This window comes from Corallococcus sp. M7 (assembly GCF_054512695.1).
The window spans coordinates 4,026,722-4,041,895 of the sequence record NZ_CM137252.1 but is presented as its reverse complement, the minus strand read 5'-3'; the positions used below and the strand labels follow the sequence as shown (position 1 = coordinate 4,041,895).

The 15,174-nt window shown below is 70.1% G+C and carries 12 protein-coding genes and 1 tRNA gene; 6 read left to right on the top strand and 7 right to left on the bottom strand.

Features of this window, described 5'->3' with window-relative positions; translation table 11 throughout:
• Window positions 1-42: 42 nt before the first annotated feature.
• The 4 genes from nadC to ACX114_RS16510 form a co-directional block, all read right to left on the bottom strand.
• A complete protein-coding gene (gene nadC, locus ACX114_RS16525; protein ID WP_459299050.1) occupies window positions 43-921 on the bottom strand; it encodes a carboxylating nicotinate-nucleotide diphosphorylase in 879 nt (292 codons plus the stop codon).
• Window positions 922-930: 9 nt separating this feature from the next.
• Window positions 931-4,395 carry a valine--tRNA ligase gene (locus tag ACX114_RS16520; RefSeq protein ID WP_459299049.1) on the bottom strand — a complete coding sequence of 1,155 codons (3,465 nt, stop codon included), beginning with the start codon at window positions 4,393-4,395 and terminating at the stop codon, window positions 931-933.
• Between the two features lie 53 nt (window positions 4,396-4,448).
• Window positions 4,449-5,705 (bottom strand): response regulator, encoded by a 1,257-nt coding sequence (locus ACX114_RS16515; RefSeq protein ID WP_459299048.1) that lies wholly within the window; start codon window positions 5,703-5,705, stop codon window positions 4,449-4,451.
• A 117-nt stretch (window positions 5,706-5,822) separates the two neighbouring features.
• A complete protein-coding gene (locus ACX114_RS16510; protein ID WP_459299047.1) occupies window positions 5,823-6,689 on the bottom strand; it encodes a chemotaxis protein CheW in 867 nt (288 codons plus the stop codon).
• On the opposite strand from ACX114_RS16510, the gene ACX114_RS16505 reads away from it, so the two are divergent.
• Window positions 6,688-8,076 carry a GGDEF domain-containing protein gene (locus ACX114_RS16505; protein ID WP_459299046.1) on the top strand — a complete coding sequence of 463 codons (1,389 nt, stop codon included), beginning with the start codon at window positions 6,688-6,690 and terminating at the stop codon, window positions 8,074-8,076. The two genes, ACX114_RS16510 and ACX114_RS16505, sit on opposite strands and share 2 nt — an antisense overlap.
• 15 nt (window positions 8,077-8,091) lie before the next feature.
• Here ACX114_RS16505 and ACX114_RS16500 read toward each other — a convergent pair whose 3' ends face one another.
• Window positions 8,092-8,481, bottom strand: a complete 390-nt coding sequence (locus tag ACX114_RS16500; RefSeq protein WP_014396130.1) for a demethoxyubiquinone hydroxylase family protein — start codon at window positions 8,479-8,481, stop codon at window positions 8,092-8,094.
• A 128-nt stretch (window positions 8,482-8,609) separates the two neighbouring features.
• Between ACX114_RS16500 and sinK the strand changes: the two genes are divergently transcribed.
• Window positions 8,610-10,127 (top strand): hybrid histidine protein kinase/response regulator SinK, encoded by a 1,518-nt coding sequence (gene sinK / locus ACX114_RS16495; RefSeq protein ID WP_459299045.1) that lies wholly within the window; start codon window positions 8,610-8,612, stop codon window positions 10,125-10,127.
• 87 nt (window positions 10,128-10,214) lie between these two features.
• Here sinK and groL read toward each other — a convergent pair whose 3' ends face one another.
• Together groL and ACX114_RS16485 are read right to left on the bottom strand one after the other, a co-directional pair.
• Window positions 10,215-11,858, bottom strand: coding sequence for a chaperonin GroEL (gene groL, locus ACX114_RS16490; RefSeq protein WP_459299044.1), 1,644 nt, complete (start codon window positions 11,856-11,858; stop codon window positions 10,215-10,217).
• A gap of 179 nt (window positions 11,859-12,037) precedes the next feature.
• Complete coding sequence (locus ACX114_RS16485; protein ID WP_459299043.1) at window positions 12,038-12,394, bottom strand: response regulator; 357 nt, start codon at window positions 12,392-12,394, stop codon at window positions 12,038-12,040.
• A gap of 88 nt (window positions 12,395-12,482) precedes the next feature.
• Here ACX114_RS16485 and ACX114_RS16480 point away from each other — a divergent pair, with 88 nt between their 5' ends.
• The 4 genes from ACX114_RS16480 to ACX114_RS16465 all read left to right on the top strand — a co-directional run bounded on the left by ACX114_RS16480 (window position 12,483) and on the right by ACX114_RS16465 (window position 15,125).
• On the top strand, window positions 12,483-13,556 hold the full coding sequence (locus tag ACX114_RS16480) for a metallopeptidase family protein (RefSeq protein WP_459299042.1): 1,074 nt from the start codon (window positions 12,483-12,485) through the stop codon (window positions 13,554-13,556).
• Window positions 13,557-13,585: 29 nt separating this feature from the next.
• Window positions 13,586-13,897 carry a hypothetical protein gene (locus ACX114_RS16475; RefSeq protein ID WP_459299041.1) on the top strand — a complete coding sequence of 104 codons (312 nt, stop codon included), beginning with the start codon at window positions 13,586-13,588 and terminating at the stop codon, window positions 13,895-13,897.
• 118 nt (window positions 13,898-14,015) lie between these two features.
• Entirely contained in the window at window positions 14,016-14,984 is a 969-nt protein-coding gene (locus tag ACX114_RS16470) for an SAM-dependent methyltransferase (RefSeq protein WP_459299040.1), read from the top strand.
• Between the two features lie 42 nt (window positions 14,985-15,026).
• Window positions 15,027-15,125 (top strand) — tRNA-Sec (locus ACX114_RS16465).
• Window positions 15,126-15,174: the final 49 nt, after the last annotated feature.

Here is a 15,174-nt window from a genome sequence, read left to right as displayed (position 1 = left end):
CCTCGCGGCCTGCCCTTGGATTCGTGAAGACCGCTGAGCGCTTCAGCCCTGCGCGGAGCGGGACTTGCGTGCGGGCTTCTTCGTCGTCGCGATCTCCAGCGACAGGTCCATGGCCCGCGCCGAGTGCGTCAGCGCGCCCATCGACACGAAGTCCACGCCCAGCTTCGCCAGCCTCGGCAGCCGGTCCAACGTGACGCCGCCCGAGACTTCGATGGGCACGCGGCTCGCCGTGAGCTTCACCGCTTCGCGGATCTGCGCGTCGTCCATGTTGTCCAACATGATGACGTCCGCGCCCGCGGCGATGGCCTCCTCCAGCTGCTTGAAGTTGGTGACCTCGACTTCAATCTTCACCAGCCGGGGGCCGTTCAGCTTCGCGCGGCGCACCGCTTCGGTGATGTCACCGCCCACCGCCGCGATGTGGTTGTCCTTGATGAGGATGCCGTCGAAGAGGCCGAAGCGGTGGTTGGACGCGCCGCCCATGCGCACCGCGTGCTTCGCGAGGCCTCGCATGCCCGGCGGCGTCTTGCGCGTGTCCAGCACCCGCAGCTTCGAGCCTCGCACGGAGGTCATCGCCTGCTGGGCCAGCGTCGCGATGCCGGCGGCGCGCTGCACCAGGTTGAGCGCCGTGCGCTCCGCGGCCAGCAGCGAGCGCAGCTTGCCGTGGACGCGCGCGGCGACCACCTTCGGTTTGATCTCCTCGCCGTCGCGCTTGAGGACCTCCACCTCCACCTCCGCGTCCACCATGTGGAAGACGCGGACGAAGGCGTCCAGGCCGGCGACGATCATCTGCTCCTTCGCGACCAGCTCACCGCTGCCCTCCGCCTCGGCGGGGACCACCGCCAGCGAGGTGACGTCCCCCGCGGCACCCAGGTCCTCGTCGAGGGACAGCGCGATGAGCCGATCGAGATAATCCTGCTGCACTTCCGCCTCCTACCGGCGCGCCTTGCGAGCCGGCTTGCCCCGAGTGGTCTTCTTCGCCGCGGCCTTCTTCGCCGCCGTCTTCTTGCCCGCCGCCTTCTTCGCGGAGGCCTTCTTCGCCGGGGCCTTCTTCACCGCCGCCTTCTTCGCGGCCGTCTTCTTGCCCGCCGCCTTCTTCGCGGAAGCCTTCTTCGCCGGAGCCTTCTTCGCGGCGGTCTTCTTGCCCGCCGCCTTCTTCGCCGGGGCCTTCTTCACCGCCGCCTTCTTCGCGGCCGTCTTCTTGCTCGCCGCCTTCTTCGCCGGGGCCTTCTTCACCGGCGCCGCACCCTGCGGCGCCTCGCGGGCGTCGCCGCCCTCCTTGGCCCGGTCGAACTCGCGCATCGCGTCGTCCACGAGCCCCATGCTCATGTACGCGACGCCCAGGTCGTGGTGGTCCGCCGCGGACAGCCCTTCCTTCGTGCCCTCGCGCAGCTTGTTGAGGGCCTCCTCGACCACCGGATCCGCGGCCTGGGGCGCCTGCGAAGCCTCCTCGGCTTCAATCTCGCCCTTCAGCTCCTGGCCCAGGTTCACCTCTTCGTCTTTCGGCGCCCGCGGCTCGGTGGCCACTTTCACCTGAGCGCTCTCGGGCACCGGGGCGCTCTCGGGCGCGGGGGACTCGGACGCTTCAGGGGCTTCGGACTCGGTGCTGCCCGGCAACGGCGACGGCGTCTCGGACATGGGGGGCTCCGGGGCGATGCGCTGGAGGTGATCCTGCAGCTTGACCGTGCGCTCCTGGAGCTCCGTCACCCGGGCCTTGTCCTTCTCCACCACGTCCGGCGGAGCACGGGCCACGAAGTTCGGGTTGTCCAGCTTGCGCTGCAGACTGGCGAGCTCCTGCTCGGCGCGGGCGATCTCCTTCTTCAGGCGGTCGCGCTCCGCGTCCAGGTCCACCAGGCCCGCCAGGGGCACGTAGATCTCCAGGTTGCCGCTCACGAACGCCGCCGCCTGCGGAGGCTTGGCGCCCGGGGGGCCCACCACCACCTCGGACAGGCCCGCGAGCGGCATCAGGTACGCGCGCCAGCGCTCCAGCAACTCGCGCGTCGTCGCGTCCGGGCTCTGCACCACCGCCTTCACCTTGGCGGACGGCGGCAGGTTGCTCTCGCCGCGCAGCGTGCGCAGGCCCTCGATGGCCGCGATGACCGGCGCCATCTCGCCTTCCGCGTCCGCGTCCACCCACGCCGCCTCCGGCTCAGGGTACGCCGCGATGCAGATGCTCTCCGTGGGCCGGGACATCGGCAGCTTCTGCCAGATCTCCTCGGTGATGAACGGCATGAACGGGTGCATCAGCCGCAGGATGCGGTCCAGGCACGTCACCAGCACCGCGCGCGTGGTGTCCTTGGCCTCCGCGTCCTCGCCGTAGAGCGAGCCCTTCGCCAGTTCGATGTACCAGTCGCAGAACTCCGCCCACAGGAACTGGTACAGCGTGGACGCGGCCTCCGCGAAGCCGAACGCCTCCAGCGACGCGCGCGTCTCCTGGGTCGCCTTCTGCAGCCGGGAGAGGATCCACCGGTCCGCCAGCGTCAGCTTGCGGCCCTCCAGCGGCGTCTTGTCCAGGCTGAAGTCGCCCATGTTCATCAGGGCGAAGCGGCTGGCGTTCCACAGCTTGTTGCAGAACGCCTTGTAGCCACCGAGGCGGTCCATCGACAGCTTGATGTCACGGCCCTGCTGCGTGAGCGACGCCAGCGTGAAGCGCAGCGCGTCCGCGCCGTGCGCGGGCATGCCCTGCGGGAAGCGGTTGCGCAGGGACGGCTGCAACGACTCCGCCTTCGCGCCGAGGATGACGTCCAGGGGATCGATGACGTTCCCCTTCGTCTTGGACATCTTCTCGCCCTTCTCGTCGCGCACCATCGCGTGCAGGTACACGGTGCGGAAGGGCACATCGCCCATGAAGTGCAGGCCCATCATCATCATCCGGGCGACCCAGAAGAAGATGATGTCGTGGCCCGTCTCCATCACGGACGTCGGGTAGAAGGTCTGGAGATCCGCCGTCTGCTTGGGCCAGCCCAGCGTGGAGAACGGCCACAGCGCGGACGAGAACCAGGTGTCCAGCACGTCCGGATCCTGCGTCAGCTCCTTGCCGCCGCACTTCGGGCAGGACTCCGGCGGGGTGCGCGACACGATGACGTCCGCCGTGTCCTTCGAGCGCTCCTCCGCCGGGGTGCACGCGCCGCAGTACCACGCGGGGATCTGGTGGCCCCACCACAGCTGGCGGCTCACGCACCAGTCGTGGATGTTGTTCATCCAGTGGAAGTACGTGTTCGTCCAGGACTCGGGGACGAACTTGGTGCGGCCCTCCTCCACGGCCTGGATGGCCGGCTTCGCCAAGGGCTCAATCTTGATGAACCACTGCGGAGACAGGCGCGGCTCCACCACCGTCGCGCAGCGCTGGCAGGTGCCCACGTTCAGCTTGTGCGGCTCCTCCTTCTCCAGCAGGCCCAGCTCCGTCAGGTCCGCCAGCACCTGCTTGCGCGCCTCCGCGCGATCCAGGTCCGCGTACTTGCCGGTGTCCTTCGTCATGCGCGCCGCTTCGTCCAGGATGGACAGCATCGGCAGCTTGTGGCGCAGGCCCGTCTGGTAGTCGTTGAAGTCGTGCGCGGGCGTGACCTTCACCACGCCGGTGCCGAACTCCATGTTCACCAGCTCCCCGTCCGCGATGATGGGGATCTCGCGGTCGGTGAGCGGCAGGGACACGCTGCGGCCCACGAGGCCCAGGTAGCGCGGATCATCCGGGTGCACGGCGACGGCCGTGTCGCCCAGGAGCGTCTCCGGGCGCGTCGTCGCCACGGTGAGCGAGCGGTCGCTGTCCTTCACCGGGTAGCGGATGTGCCAGAGCGAGCCGTTCTTCTCCTCGTGCTCCACCTCCAGGTCGGAGAGGGCCGTGCGGCAGGACGGGCACCAGTTGATCAGCTTCTGGGCCCGGTACATCAGGCCCTCTTCGTACAGCCGGACGAACACCTCGCGCACCGCGGCCGAGGACTGCTCGTCCATGGTGAAGCGCTCGCGGCTCCAGTCCAGGGACGCGCCGAGGTAGCGGTGCTGCTCGCCGATGCGCGCGCCGAACTTGCCCTTCCACGTCCAGACGCGCTCGAGGAACGCCTCGCGGCCCAGGTCGTGGCGGCTCTTGCCTTCCGTCTTCTTGAGCTCCTTCTCCACGACCATCTGCGTGGCGATGCCCGCGTGGTCCGTGCCCGGCAGCCAGAGCGCGTTGAAGCCGCTCATCCGCTTCCAGCGCGTGAGGATGTCCTGGATGGTCGCGGTGAGCGCGTGGCCGATGTGCAGGCTGCCCGTCACGTTGGGCGGCGGCAGCACGATGCTGAACGGCGGCTTGGAGGAAGGGGCTTCGGCGCGGAAGTAGTCACGCTCCAGCCAGTGGTTGTACCACCGCGCCTCCACCTCGGAGGGCTCGTAGGCCTTGGACAGTTCAGTCGTGTCAGTCATTGCAAGCGGCCGGCCCCCGACGGGGCCGGCGGGGAATCAGAGGGAACTGCGAATCAATGCTGGGTCTCGCGGTCCTTGATGAGCCGCTCCAGCTCTTCCCGGATGATGGTCTCCGCCAGCTGCGGAACGACCTCCCAGGCAATCTTCTCGATGACCTCGCGGGACGCCTTCGACAGCGCCTCGCGAAGCTGGGCCTCGCCGCCATCCGCGGCCGGACGGGCGCGCGCGGGCGTGGCGGCAGGCGCCGCGGGGCCACCGATGTCCAGGGAGATCTCCTCCGCGCCGCTGGGCTCGGGCAGCGAGTCCTCGATGCGGATGCTCTCCGTGCGCGCCTGAGCGGCCGGCGCGCCCAGCCCGAACGGATCCCGGGCACGGGCGGCCGGGGGCACCGCCGCGGGCGGAGGCGCGGACGGCAGCGGCGCGGCGCCAGGAGGACGCGGGAAGCCGCCCGGGATGTTCGGGGCGCCAGGGCCCGGAGGACGCGCGGCCATGCCCGGAGGCGGCGCACCCGGCGGACGCGCGCCCGGAGGCGGCGCACCCGGCGGAGGACGCGCACCCGGAGGCATGGCGCCCGGAGGCGGCGCACCCGGCGGACGCGCACCCATGCCCGGAGGCGGCGCACCCGGCGGAGGACGCGCCCCCGGCGGCACGGCGCCCGGAGGCGGCGCACCCGGAGGACGCGCGCCCGGAGGAACAGCGCCCGGCAGCGGACGCGCTGCGCCCGGAGGCGGCGGCACACCCGCGCCCGGAGGACGCGCACCCGGAGGCGGCACGCCCGGTCCCGGAGGACGCGCACCCGGCGGCACGGCTCCCGGAGGCGGCGCACCCGCGGGACGCGCACCCGGAGGCGCGGCGGCGGCGGGCGGCGCACCGGCCGGGGCAACCGGAGCGGCGGTCTGGGGCAGCACGCGCGTCGCGGCGGACGCGGGCATGGTGTTGGACTTCTGGCCCACCAGCGCCTTCACCTTGTCGAGGAGGATCTGGCTCTCGAAGGGCTTGGTGATGTGGTCATCCGCCCGGGCGGCCTTCGCGCGGTTCTCGTCGAACGCCTCGAAGGTGCCGGCCAGCAGCAGCACCGGGATGCCCTGCGTGGAGGGGTCGCTCTTGAGCGCCTCGCAGACCTCGTAGCCGCTCTTGCCCGGCATCATCACGTCGGCGAGCACCACATCCGGACGCAGCTCGCGCGTGCGGGAGATGGCGTCCAGCCCGTTGTCCACCGCGGTCACCTGGAAGTCTTCCGTCGCGAAGATCATCCCGATCACCTTGCGGATGGTGAGCGAGTCGTCGGCGATCAGCAGATTCTTGGGCATCGGCTCCGGCCTCGGGGGGCGCATACCCCCCTGAATTCGTTTGAGATTTCGGGCGAGCAAGCCTGCCTGCACGCCCTGTGTCAATCGGAGAAGCTTAGGATTCGCGCTTTGGGCCGATCAAGAAAACATGCGCTGCAGGTCCAGTAACATCACCGGATCCGGCAGCCCCGGCGCCCGGAACGTTCCGGGAAGCTCGGCCGGCTTGAACTTCTGCAGCACACCGAGCACCCGGGTGGCCGCCAGCCCCACGTTCCGCCCCCCCAGCTCCGTGAGGACGAACAGCTCCTCCACCCGGGCCGGCGCGCCCAGCAGCGCTGGAATCGAACAGATGGGCCAGAGCGCCTGCGCGTGCGGATAGACGCCCGCCACCGGCCCGCTCTGCACCGGGAGCACGCTGAACGCCTCGCCCCGGGGCACCACCTGGGAGACGCTGCCCAGCGGGACGCCGAACAGCACCCCCTGGGACTCCAGCACCAGCGCCCGCTCCGGGGGCTCGTCCGCCCAGTGCACGGGCCGGGGCTCCGGCGGGGCCGCGCGCGGGCCTGCCCGGTGCGGCAGTGCCTCCACGATGAGCTCCAGGTACAGCCGGTCCTTGTGCAGCACCGCGCCCCGGCTCAGCGGCGCCAGGGAGTCCGCCAGGCCCGGAGGCAGCAGGAAGAACGGATCCCTCGCGACATCCCCGACCTCCACCACGGAGCGCACCCGCACCGCGAGCGTGGGGCTGACATCCAGGACCACCACCATGCCCGGCACGTCCTCGGGCAGGCCGCCGAGCAGCGTGGAGAGGTCCTTCACTTCCAGTACGCCGCGCAGACTCGCGCCGCGAGCGCCCGGCATCGCGACCTCGATGACGGACGTGGCCTCTACCGCGTAGCGCGTCTCACCGGCCTCCACCAGCAGGCAGAGCCGCCGTCCGCTTTCAAAGGGCACGGCCAGGGACCCTAGCAGCCTTCCAGCGTTGGGTGCTAAGCCCTGAACAGTCATGGCGCGACTGCTCCTCGTCGACGACGAAAAGATCGCCCGCAACCTCTACGGCGACTACCTCACGGCCGCGGGACATCTCGTCACGGCGGTGCCCACCGTGGCGGACGCGAAGGCCGCCCTCTCCGCGGAGCGGTTCGACGCGGTGGTGACGGACCTCATCCTCCCCGGCGGCGACGGCATGGAGGTGCTGCGCCACGTGCGCGAGCGCTACCCCGGCGTCGAGGTGCTCGTCATCACCGGCCTGGACAAGGTGGCGCCCGCGGTGCGCGCCATCAAGAGCGGCGCGGCGGAGTACCTGGTCAAGCCCGTGGCGCCGGAGGCCCTGGAGCACGCGCTGCGCCGCGCGCTCACCACGCGCGACCTGATGCGAGAGAACGCGTCCCTGCGCCAGCACGTCGCGCTGCTGGAGGCGGGTCAGCGCATCGCCACCACGCTCGACCGCGAGCGGCTGTCCATCGCCGCGTCGGACGCGCTGGAGTCCATGGCCAACGCCTCCGCGGTGATGCTCCTGGAGCGCGACCCCAGCGGCACGGGCTTCCGCTCGCACGGCATGCGCGGGCTGCCGGTGGACCTGCACGAGGCGCTCGTCCCGCAGCTCATCGAGCGGCTCTCGGGCACGCGAACGCCCGTGGAGCTCGACGGCCTTCAGGTCCCCTGGCCGCGCACCCTCTCCTTCCCCGCCGTGGACGGAGAGCTGGTGCTGGGCCACGCGGTGCTCTTCCACGACAGCGCTCCCGCGGAGCACCACGCGGAGACGGTGGGCTTCCTCGTGCGCAACTGGGCGCTGGCCCTGCGCAACCTGGGCCGCTTCGCCGCCGTGGAGGACCTGGCCTACGTCGACGACCTCACCCGCCTGTTCAACACGCGCTACCTGCACCTGGTGCTGGACCGCGAGGTGAACGAGGCCCTGCAGACCGAGCGCCCCTTCTCCCTGCTGTTCCTGGACCTGGACCGCTTCAAGGCCATCAACGACACGCACGGGCACCTGGTGGGCTCGCGCGTGCTGGTGGAGGCCGCGCGCGTGCTCAAGGGCTGCGTGCGCGACCCGGACGTGGTGGCGCGTTTCGGCGGCGACGAGTACGTGGTGCTCCTGCGCGGCACGGACTCCGGCGGAGCCCTCAAGGTCGCCGAGCGCATCCGCCGCACCATGGAGACCCATCAGTTCCTGGGCCGCGAGGGGCTGGCGCTCAAGCTCACCACCTGCATCGGCGTGGCCAGCTTCCCGGAGCATGCCCAGGACAAGGACCACCTGTTGGACCTGTCCGACCGGGCCATGTACCGGGGCAAGCGGGGCACCCGGAACGTCGTCTACATGGCGGCGCAGGACCTGGAAGCCACCCCGGCCGAGCGCCGCCAGAATCCCCCGCCCCCGCAGGGGCAGGGCTGAAGCGCCGGACGCGCGCTACTTGCGCAGGCTGCCCACGGTGAGCCGCTTGGGCAGCTCCACCTCGGCGGGCTCGCTGCCGCCGCCCTCGCTCACGGCCTCCACCTCTTCGTGGGAGGCGCCGGTGGTGATGAGGCGGTACTTCTGCGACGCCTCGCGGTCGTGCTGGGCCTGCTCCGGATCCAACCGCGCGATGAGCTGCCAGAAGAGGGCCGCGTGCTCGCGCTCCTCGTCCATGACGTGCCGCAGGATGGCCTTCGCCTCCTCGTTGTCCGTCGCGTCCAGGTGCGCGGCGTAGAGGTTGATGGCGTCCAGCTCCGCCTCGATGTTGAGCCGGATGGAGCGGGCCAGTTCGGAGTCCGTCAGCTTCCGGGGCACCAGCGAGTGGAACGGGTTCGTCTGCGGCATGAGGACCTCGGCGACCAGGGCCGGGCTGGAGGGCGTGCGCGAGCATCCGTTCGGTCGCGAGCGCGGTCAACCGATTCCCGCTGGGGGTGCGTTGCGCGTGAACACCTGCCTCCGCCATGCTCCCGCGCATGGAGACCCCCTCGCCGCTCGCGCAGCTGCTCCAGGCCCTGGACGCGGGGGACCTGGAAAAGGCACGGCTCGCGGCCGTGGCGCTGCAACGCGCCAACGCCCACACCCATCAGGTCGCCGCGGAGGTCCTCCACGAGCTGCGGCAGCCCCTGCTGGGCGCGAAGGCCTACGCCCAGCTGCTGGCCGAGGAGGGAGGCTCCAGCGGCCCGCTGAAGCTGCTGCTCGCGCAGGTGGAGCGGATGGAGCAGATCGTCTCCGACTTCATCCGCCTGGCCAGCGAGCGGCCAGCCCCGCAGCAGCGGCTGTCCCTGGCCGCGCCCATCTGGGCGGCGGCGAAGGTGTTCAGCGTGAACCCGGACTCGGCCCGCATCTCCCTGGAGGTGGAGGCCCCCGAGGACCTCACCATCCAGGGCAACGCGCGGTTGATTGAACAGCTCACGCTCAACCTGCTCAACAACGCCCGCGACGCCATGTCCGGCCGGGGCCGCGTGAAGGTGACGCTCGCGCGCGACGGCGCCTCCGCGGCCCTCTACGTGTCCGACTGGGGACCCGGCATCCCGGACGAGCTCAAGACGCGCATCTTCGAGCCCTACGTCTCCGCCAGCAAACGCGGCACGGGCCTGGGGCTCGCCGTCTGTCGCCGCATCGCGCAGGAGCACCACGCGCAGATCGCCCTGGTGCCGCCCACGACGCTGCGCGAGGTGCCGCCCCCGGCCACGGTGTTCCGCGTGCTCTTCCCGCCCACGGACGCGCCGCGCCCGCCGCGCAAGCGCCTGCTGGTGGTGGACGACGAGGGCATCATCCGGATGGTCTTCAAGGACCTGATGGACAAGGAGTGCGAGGTCATTGAAGCGGCCACGGGCGAGGCCGCGCTCGAGATCCTCCGCTCGTCGCGCGTGGACCTCATCGTCACGGACAAGAACCTGCCTGGAATCTCCGGCCTGGAGCTTGCGCAGCACGCGCGGAAGCTGGACCCTGCGTCGCGCGTCATCCTGATGACGGGCTACCCCTCGCTGGTGACGACGCAGCAGGCGCTGCAACTGGGCGTGGTGGACTACCTGCTCAAGCCCTTCGACGACATCCGCCAGGTGCGCGCGCTGCTGCGGCAGGCGCTGTACACGCCGTCCGCGCCGCCCGTCCCCGCCCCCAGCGCTGGCGTGCGCCGGGTGGACGTGCTGGAGGACAACCCGGCCACCGCGCGGCTGATTTCGGAGGCGCTGACCCTCTTGGGCCTGGAGGCGCGCATCGTCGCGGGCGCGGAGGTGGCCACGATGGATCCGCCCGTGGGCGTGGTGGTGTCGTGGGACTTCGCGCCGGCCTACGGCAAGAAGGCGCTGGAGCTGGCCCGGGCCTTGAGCCAGGGCGCGCCCTTCGTCGTCCTGGCCGAGCACCTCACCATGGACACGGCGCTGGCGTCGCTGCGCGCCGGGGCCGCCGCGTGCCTGCCCAAGCTGCTCTCCGACACCACCGCGCTCAGCCGCGAGCTGGGCCTGGCCTTCAAGAAGACCGCTTCCTGAAAAAGACTCCGGCCCCGGGCGCCCCGCTCTCGCGAGGCCCACCGGGGCCGGAAAACCCTTCACGGAGCTACCGAGCCGTCAGACGGCTCAGTAGTCCATGTCGTCGCCGCCGTACTCCGGCATGGCGCCGCCGCCGGCCGCACCCTTGGCCTTCTTCTTGGGGCGCTCGGCGATCATCGCCTCGGTGGTGAGCAGCAGGGACGCCACGGAGGCGGCGTTCTGCAGCGCGGTGCGCTCGACCTTCGTCGGGTCGATGACGCCGGCCTTCTCCAGGTCCTCGTAGACCTCCGTGCGCGCGTTGAAGCCGAACGCGCCCGTGCCGTCCTTCACCTTGTTGATGACGACCGCGCCCTCGACGCCGGCGTTGCTGGAGATCTTGCGCAGGGGCTCCTGCAGCGCCTTGCGGATGATGTCCACGCCGAAGTCCTGCTCGCCGCCCAGCTTGAGCGTGTCCAGGGCCTTGAGGCTGCGGATGTAGGCCACACCGCCGCCGGGGACGATGCCCTCTTCGACGGCCGCGCGGGTCGCGTGCAGCGCGTCCTCCACGCGGGCCTTCTTCTCCTTCATCTCCACTTCGGTCGCCGCGCCGACGTTGATGACCGCCACGCCGCCCACGAGCTTCGCCATGCGCTCCTGGAGCTTCTCGCGGTCGTAGTCGCTGGTGACCGTCTCGATCTGCGTGCGGATGAGCTTGATGCGGCCCTCGATGTCCGCCTTCTGGCCGGCACCGTCCACGATGGTGGTGTTGTCCTTGTCCACCGTGATGCGCTTCGCGCGGCCCAGGTCGTTGAGGGTCAGGTTCTCGTACTTGTGACCCAGCTCCTCGCTCACCACCATGCCGCCCGTCAGCGTGGCGATGTCCTTGAGCATCTCCTTGCGGCGGTCACCGAAGCCCGGCGCCTTCACCGCGGCCACGTTCAGCACGCCGCGGATCTTGTTCACCACCAGGGTGGCCAGGGCCTCGCCCTCGATGTCGTCCGCGATGATGAGCAGCGGCTTGCCCGAGCGCGCCACCTGCTCCAGCACGGGGATCATGTCCTGCATCGACGAGACCTTCTTCTCGCTGATGAGGATGTAGGGGTCGTCGTGGACGACCTCCATGCGGTCGCGGTTCGTGACGAAGTACGGCGACACGTAGCCGCGGTCGAACTGCATGCCCTCCACCACGTCGAGCGTCGTCTCCAGGCCCTTGGCCTCCTCGACGGTGATGACGCCCTCCTTGCCCACCTTCTCCATCGCGTCCGCGATGATGGTGCCGATGGTCTCGTCACCGTTCGCGGAGATGGTGCCCACCTGCGCGATGGCCTGCTTGTCGGACGTGGGCTTGGAGAGCTTCTTCAGCTCCGCCACCACCACCTCCACCGCCTTGTCGATGCCGCGCTTGAGGTCCATGGGGCTGTGGCCGGCGGCCACCAGCTTCAGGCCCTCCTCATAGATGGCGCGCGCGAGCACGGTCGCCGTCGTGGTGCCGTCGCCGGCCTTGTCGGAGGTCTTCGACGCGACCTCCTTCACCATCTGCGCGCCCATGTTCTCGAAGCGGTTCTCGAGATCGATCTCCTTGGCGACGGTGACGCCGTCCTTGGTGATGGTGGGCGAGCCGAAGCTCTTCTCGATGACCACATTGCGGCCCTTGGGACCGAGCGTCACCGCGACCGCATCCGCGAGGATCCGGACGCCGCGCAGGATGGAATCGCGCGCCGACTGATGGAAGAAGATTTCCTTCGCTGCCATCGCAACCTCCTAGAATACTTGGGGAATTTCTACGAATGGGGATGGCCGTTAGCACTCGGCCATGTCGAGCGCCAACATAAGGGTCGCATCAACGATGTCAACGGAAAGGGGCAGGCGTGTGGGCCTGAGGACGCCTTCCGGCCCGCCCGGGTGGGGGGCCTGGAGCGCCCGGGAAGGCCCTACTCCGCGAAGCGAACGAGGTTGAGCAGTTGCCCCATGTCCAGGGGCTTCTGCAGGGTGATGGCCACGCCCTTGCGCAGGCCCCGGTCGGAGATGTTCTCGTCCGTGCTGGCGGTCATCATCAGGACGGAGATGTTCTGGAAGCGGGGGTCCGCCTTCAGCATCTCCGTGAAGTGGATGCCGTCCAGGTGGGGCATCAGGTAGTCGGTGATGACCAGCCCCACGGGGTGACGCTCCATGATGTCCAGCGCCTGGAGCGCGTCCGACGCCGAGAACACGGTGTAGCCATGCATCTCCAGGTAGCGAGAGAGCATGGTGCACAGCTCGTAATCGTCGTCGACGACCAGGATGTTCACGGGGTTCGGGCCGAAACGGGGCGCTGGAAGGTAACAGCGACGCCGGTCGTTGACAACGCGAAGGGCGGCTTCTTAGCTGCCAGCCCGTATGGCGAAGCGCATGGCGAAGCAAGGGGAGGCGCGGGACGTGGACGCGCGGCTGGAGGGGGTCGCGGACGCCTTCGAGGCGAGGGACTTCGAGGCCGCGCTCGCCAGCGCCGACGCCCTGCTCCGGGACGTTCCGGACTCACCAGAAGCCCTGCACTACCGGGCCGCCGCACTGGTGGAGGTGGGCCGCCTGGAGGACGCCGGCAAGGCCTATGGCGCCGCCCTCAAGATGGCCCCGGAAGACCTGGAGATCCTCTTCGGCGCGGCGGAATTCCTCGTGTGCCGCACCGGCGAGGACCGCGAGGCGGTGGAGGAGGGGCTGGAGTGGTGTGGCCGCGGGCGGAAGCTGGCGCAGCGGTCCGACGACGTGGAGCTGGTCTACGAATTCCTCCTCCTGGAGGGCATGGGCCTCAACCAGTTGGGGGAGTGCGAGTCCGCGCTGAAGATCCTGGACCAGGCGCTGACGCACATGCCGCGCTCGCCGGACGCGCAGCTGGAGCGGGGCATCGCGCTGTTCGAGCTGTGCCGCTTCGCCCCCGCGCAGGAGGCCTTCGAGCGGGTGTTGAAGGACGCGCCGGACGAGGCGTGGGCGCACCACTACCTGGGGCTCGTCGCCGAGCGGCGCGGGGACGCGAAGGAGGCGAAGAAGCGCTTCGCCCGGGCGCAGGCGCTGGCGCCGGAGGAGCTGCCGCCGCCGGTGGCCCTGGAGGAGGCGGCGTTCGACCGCGCGGTGGAGGACGCGATGCGCGCCCTGCCCTCGCAGGTGAAGCAGTACATGGACAACGTGACGCTGGCGGTGGAGGACCTGCCGTCGGATGAGGACCTGCTGGGTCAGCAGCCGCCGCTGTCGCCGTGCATCCTGGGGGTGTTCCGGGGCACGCCCGTGGGCGAGCGCAGCGTGATGGACGCGGCGGATCACTTCCCGCCCTCCATCGTGCTGTACCAGAAGAACCTGGAGCGCTTCGCGCGCACCCGTGAGGAGCTGATCGAACAGATTGGCATCACGGTGATGCACGAGGTCGGGCACCTGATGGGTCTGGATGAAGACGACCTGTGGGAGCGGGGACTGGACTAGCGCCGTTCTCCCCTGCCCTGATGCGCGCCATGCATGCATGGACGAAGCTGGGGTTGATGGCGGCGGTGCTGGGACTGACGGGCTGCCTGGGCGACGACGACGAAGAGCCGCGCACGTGTCCGCAGGTGGTGGTGTTCGCGCGCTCGGGCACCGAGACGTGCAAGTCCTTCCCGACGCCGTGTGACGTGCCCGAGGGGTACGTCGAGTGCTGCGGCGGGCTCTTCGGGGGCTGCGCGGGGAACGTGTCCGGGAACACCTGCGTGGATGATCCGTCCGACACGTGCCAGCCCGGGGGCAGCGCGGACTGCCCGGGCATCTGCCAGTCGACCAGCGGCGGCTGACCGGGTCAGGCGGCGCGCGTCTTTTCACCAGTGAAAACCGCCTTGCGCGCCAACTCTGGAATTGCCGTGACACAGGCTAGGGTTCCGGCCATCGGATGGAAGGCCCAGGAGGCTGGCAATGGTCAACGTGAGGCAGGTCGCGACGCGATTGAAGAGTGCGTTCCTGGCGGACCCGGAGCGCTTCTACACGAAGGAGACAGGGGCCTGGGTCGCGGGGATGCCGACGCCCAAGGACATCCGGGTGACGACGGGCCGCGAGCCCTTCTGGATCAACCTGGGCTACTGGAAGCACGTGGAGAAGGTGGACGACTCCAACGTGGAGCGCGTGGGGGAGCTCTTCCGGTCCGCGCAGGCGGAGATGGCGCGCCTCCTGGCGAGGACGGCGAAGCTGGGGCCCGGCGATGCCGTATTGGACTGTGGCTTCGGGTACGCGGATCAGGACCTGCTGTGGGCGGAGGAGTTCAAGCCCGCGAGCATCCTCGGGGTGAACATCACGCCGAACCAGGTGAAGGTGGGCCGGGAGCGCGTGAAGCTGACGGGGCTGGAGGGCGTGGTCCGGCTGGAGGTGGGGAGCGCGACGGCGCTGCCGGGGCCGGAGGGAGCGTTCGACGTGGTGTTCGCGCTGGAGTCCGCGATGCACTTCCGGACGCGGCAGGACTTCCTGCGCGAGGCCTTCCGGGTGCTGAAGCCGGGAGGCCGGCTGGTGATGGCGGACATGGCGCAGAAGACGGACCGTGAGGCTGGAGCAGGACTCCGCGCACGGCTGCGCTACCGCTACTGGCGGGGGCTGATTGCCTTCCCGGAGGAGAACGTCTGGTCGACGGAGCGCTACCTGTCGGAGCTGCGCCGGGCGGGATTTCAGGACGCGAAGGTGGAGTCCATCGCGGACGACGTGTACCCGGCGGTGAACACGGCGCTGGTGGCGCTGCGAGGCATGACGCAGTTGGAGCGGCAGCCGGGGAGCACGTCCCTTCACCAGGTGCGAGCGGACGTGCACAAGGCGATGCGGATGACGACGGAGCAGCTCCAGTGGCCCGCGCTGTTCAACTGCGACGAGTACGCCGTGGTCTTCGCGCGCAAGCCGTGACCGTGGTTGACGGACCGGGGCGGAGCGGCGGTAATCGGAAGCGGTAGGGCCTCCGGACCTGGTGGCCGGCCCGGTCTTCAAAACCGGTGAGGGGCTGCGAGAGCAGTCCCTGGCGAGTTCGATTCCCGTGCCCTACCGCCATGTTCCTTGGGGATTTCCGATGCGGCCCTGATCGGGCTGCGGGATGCCC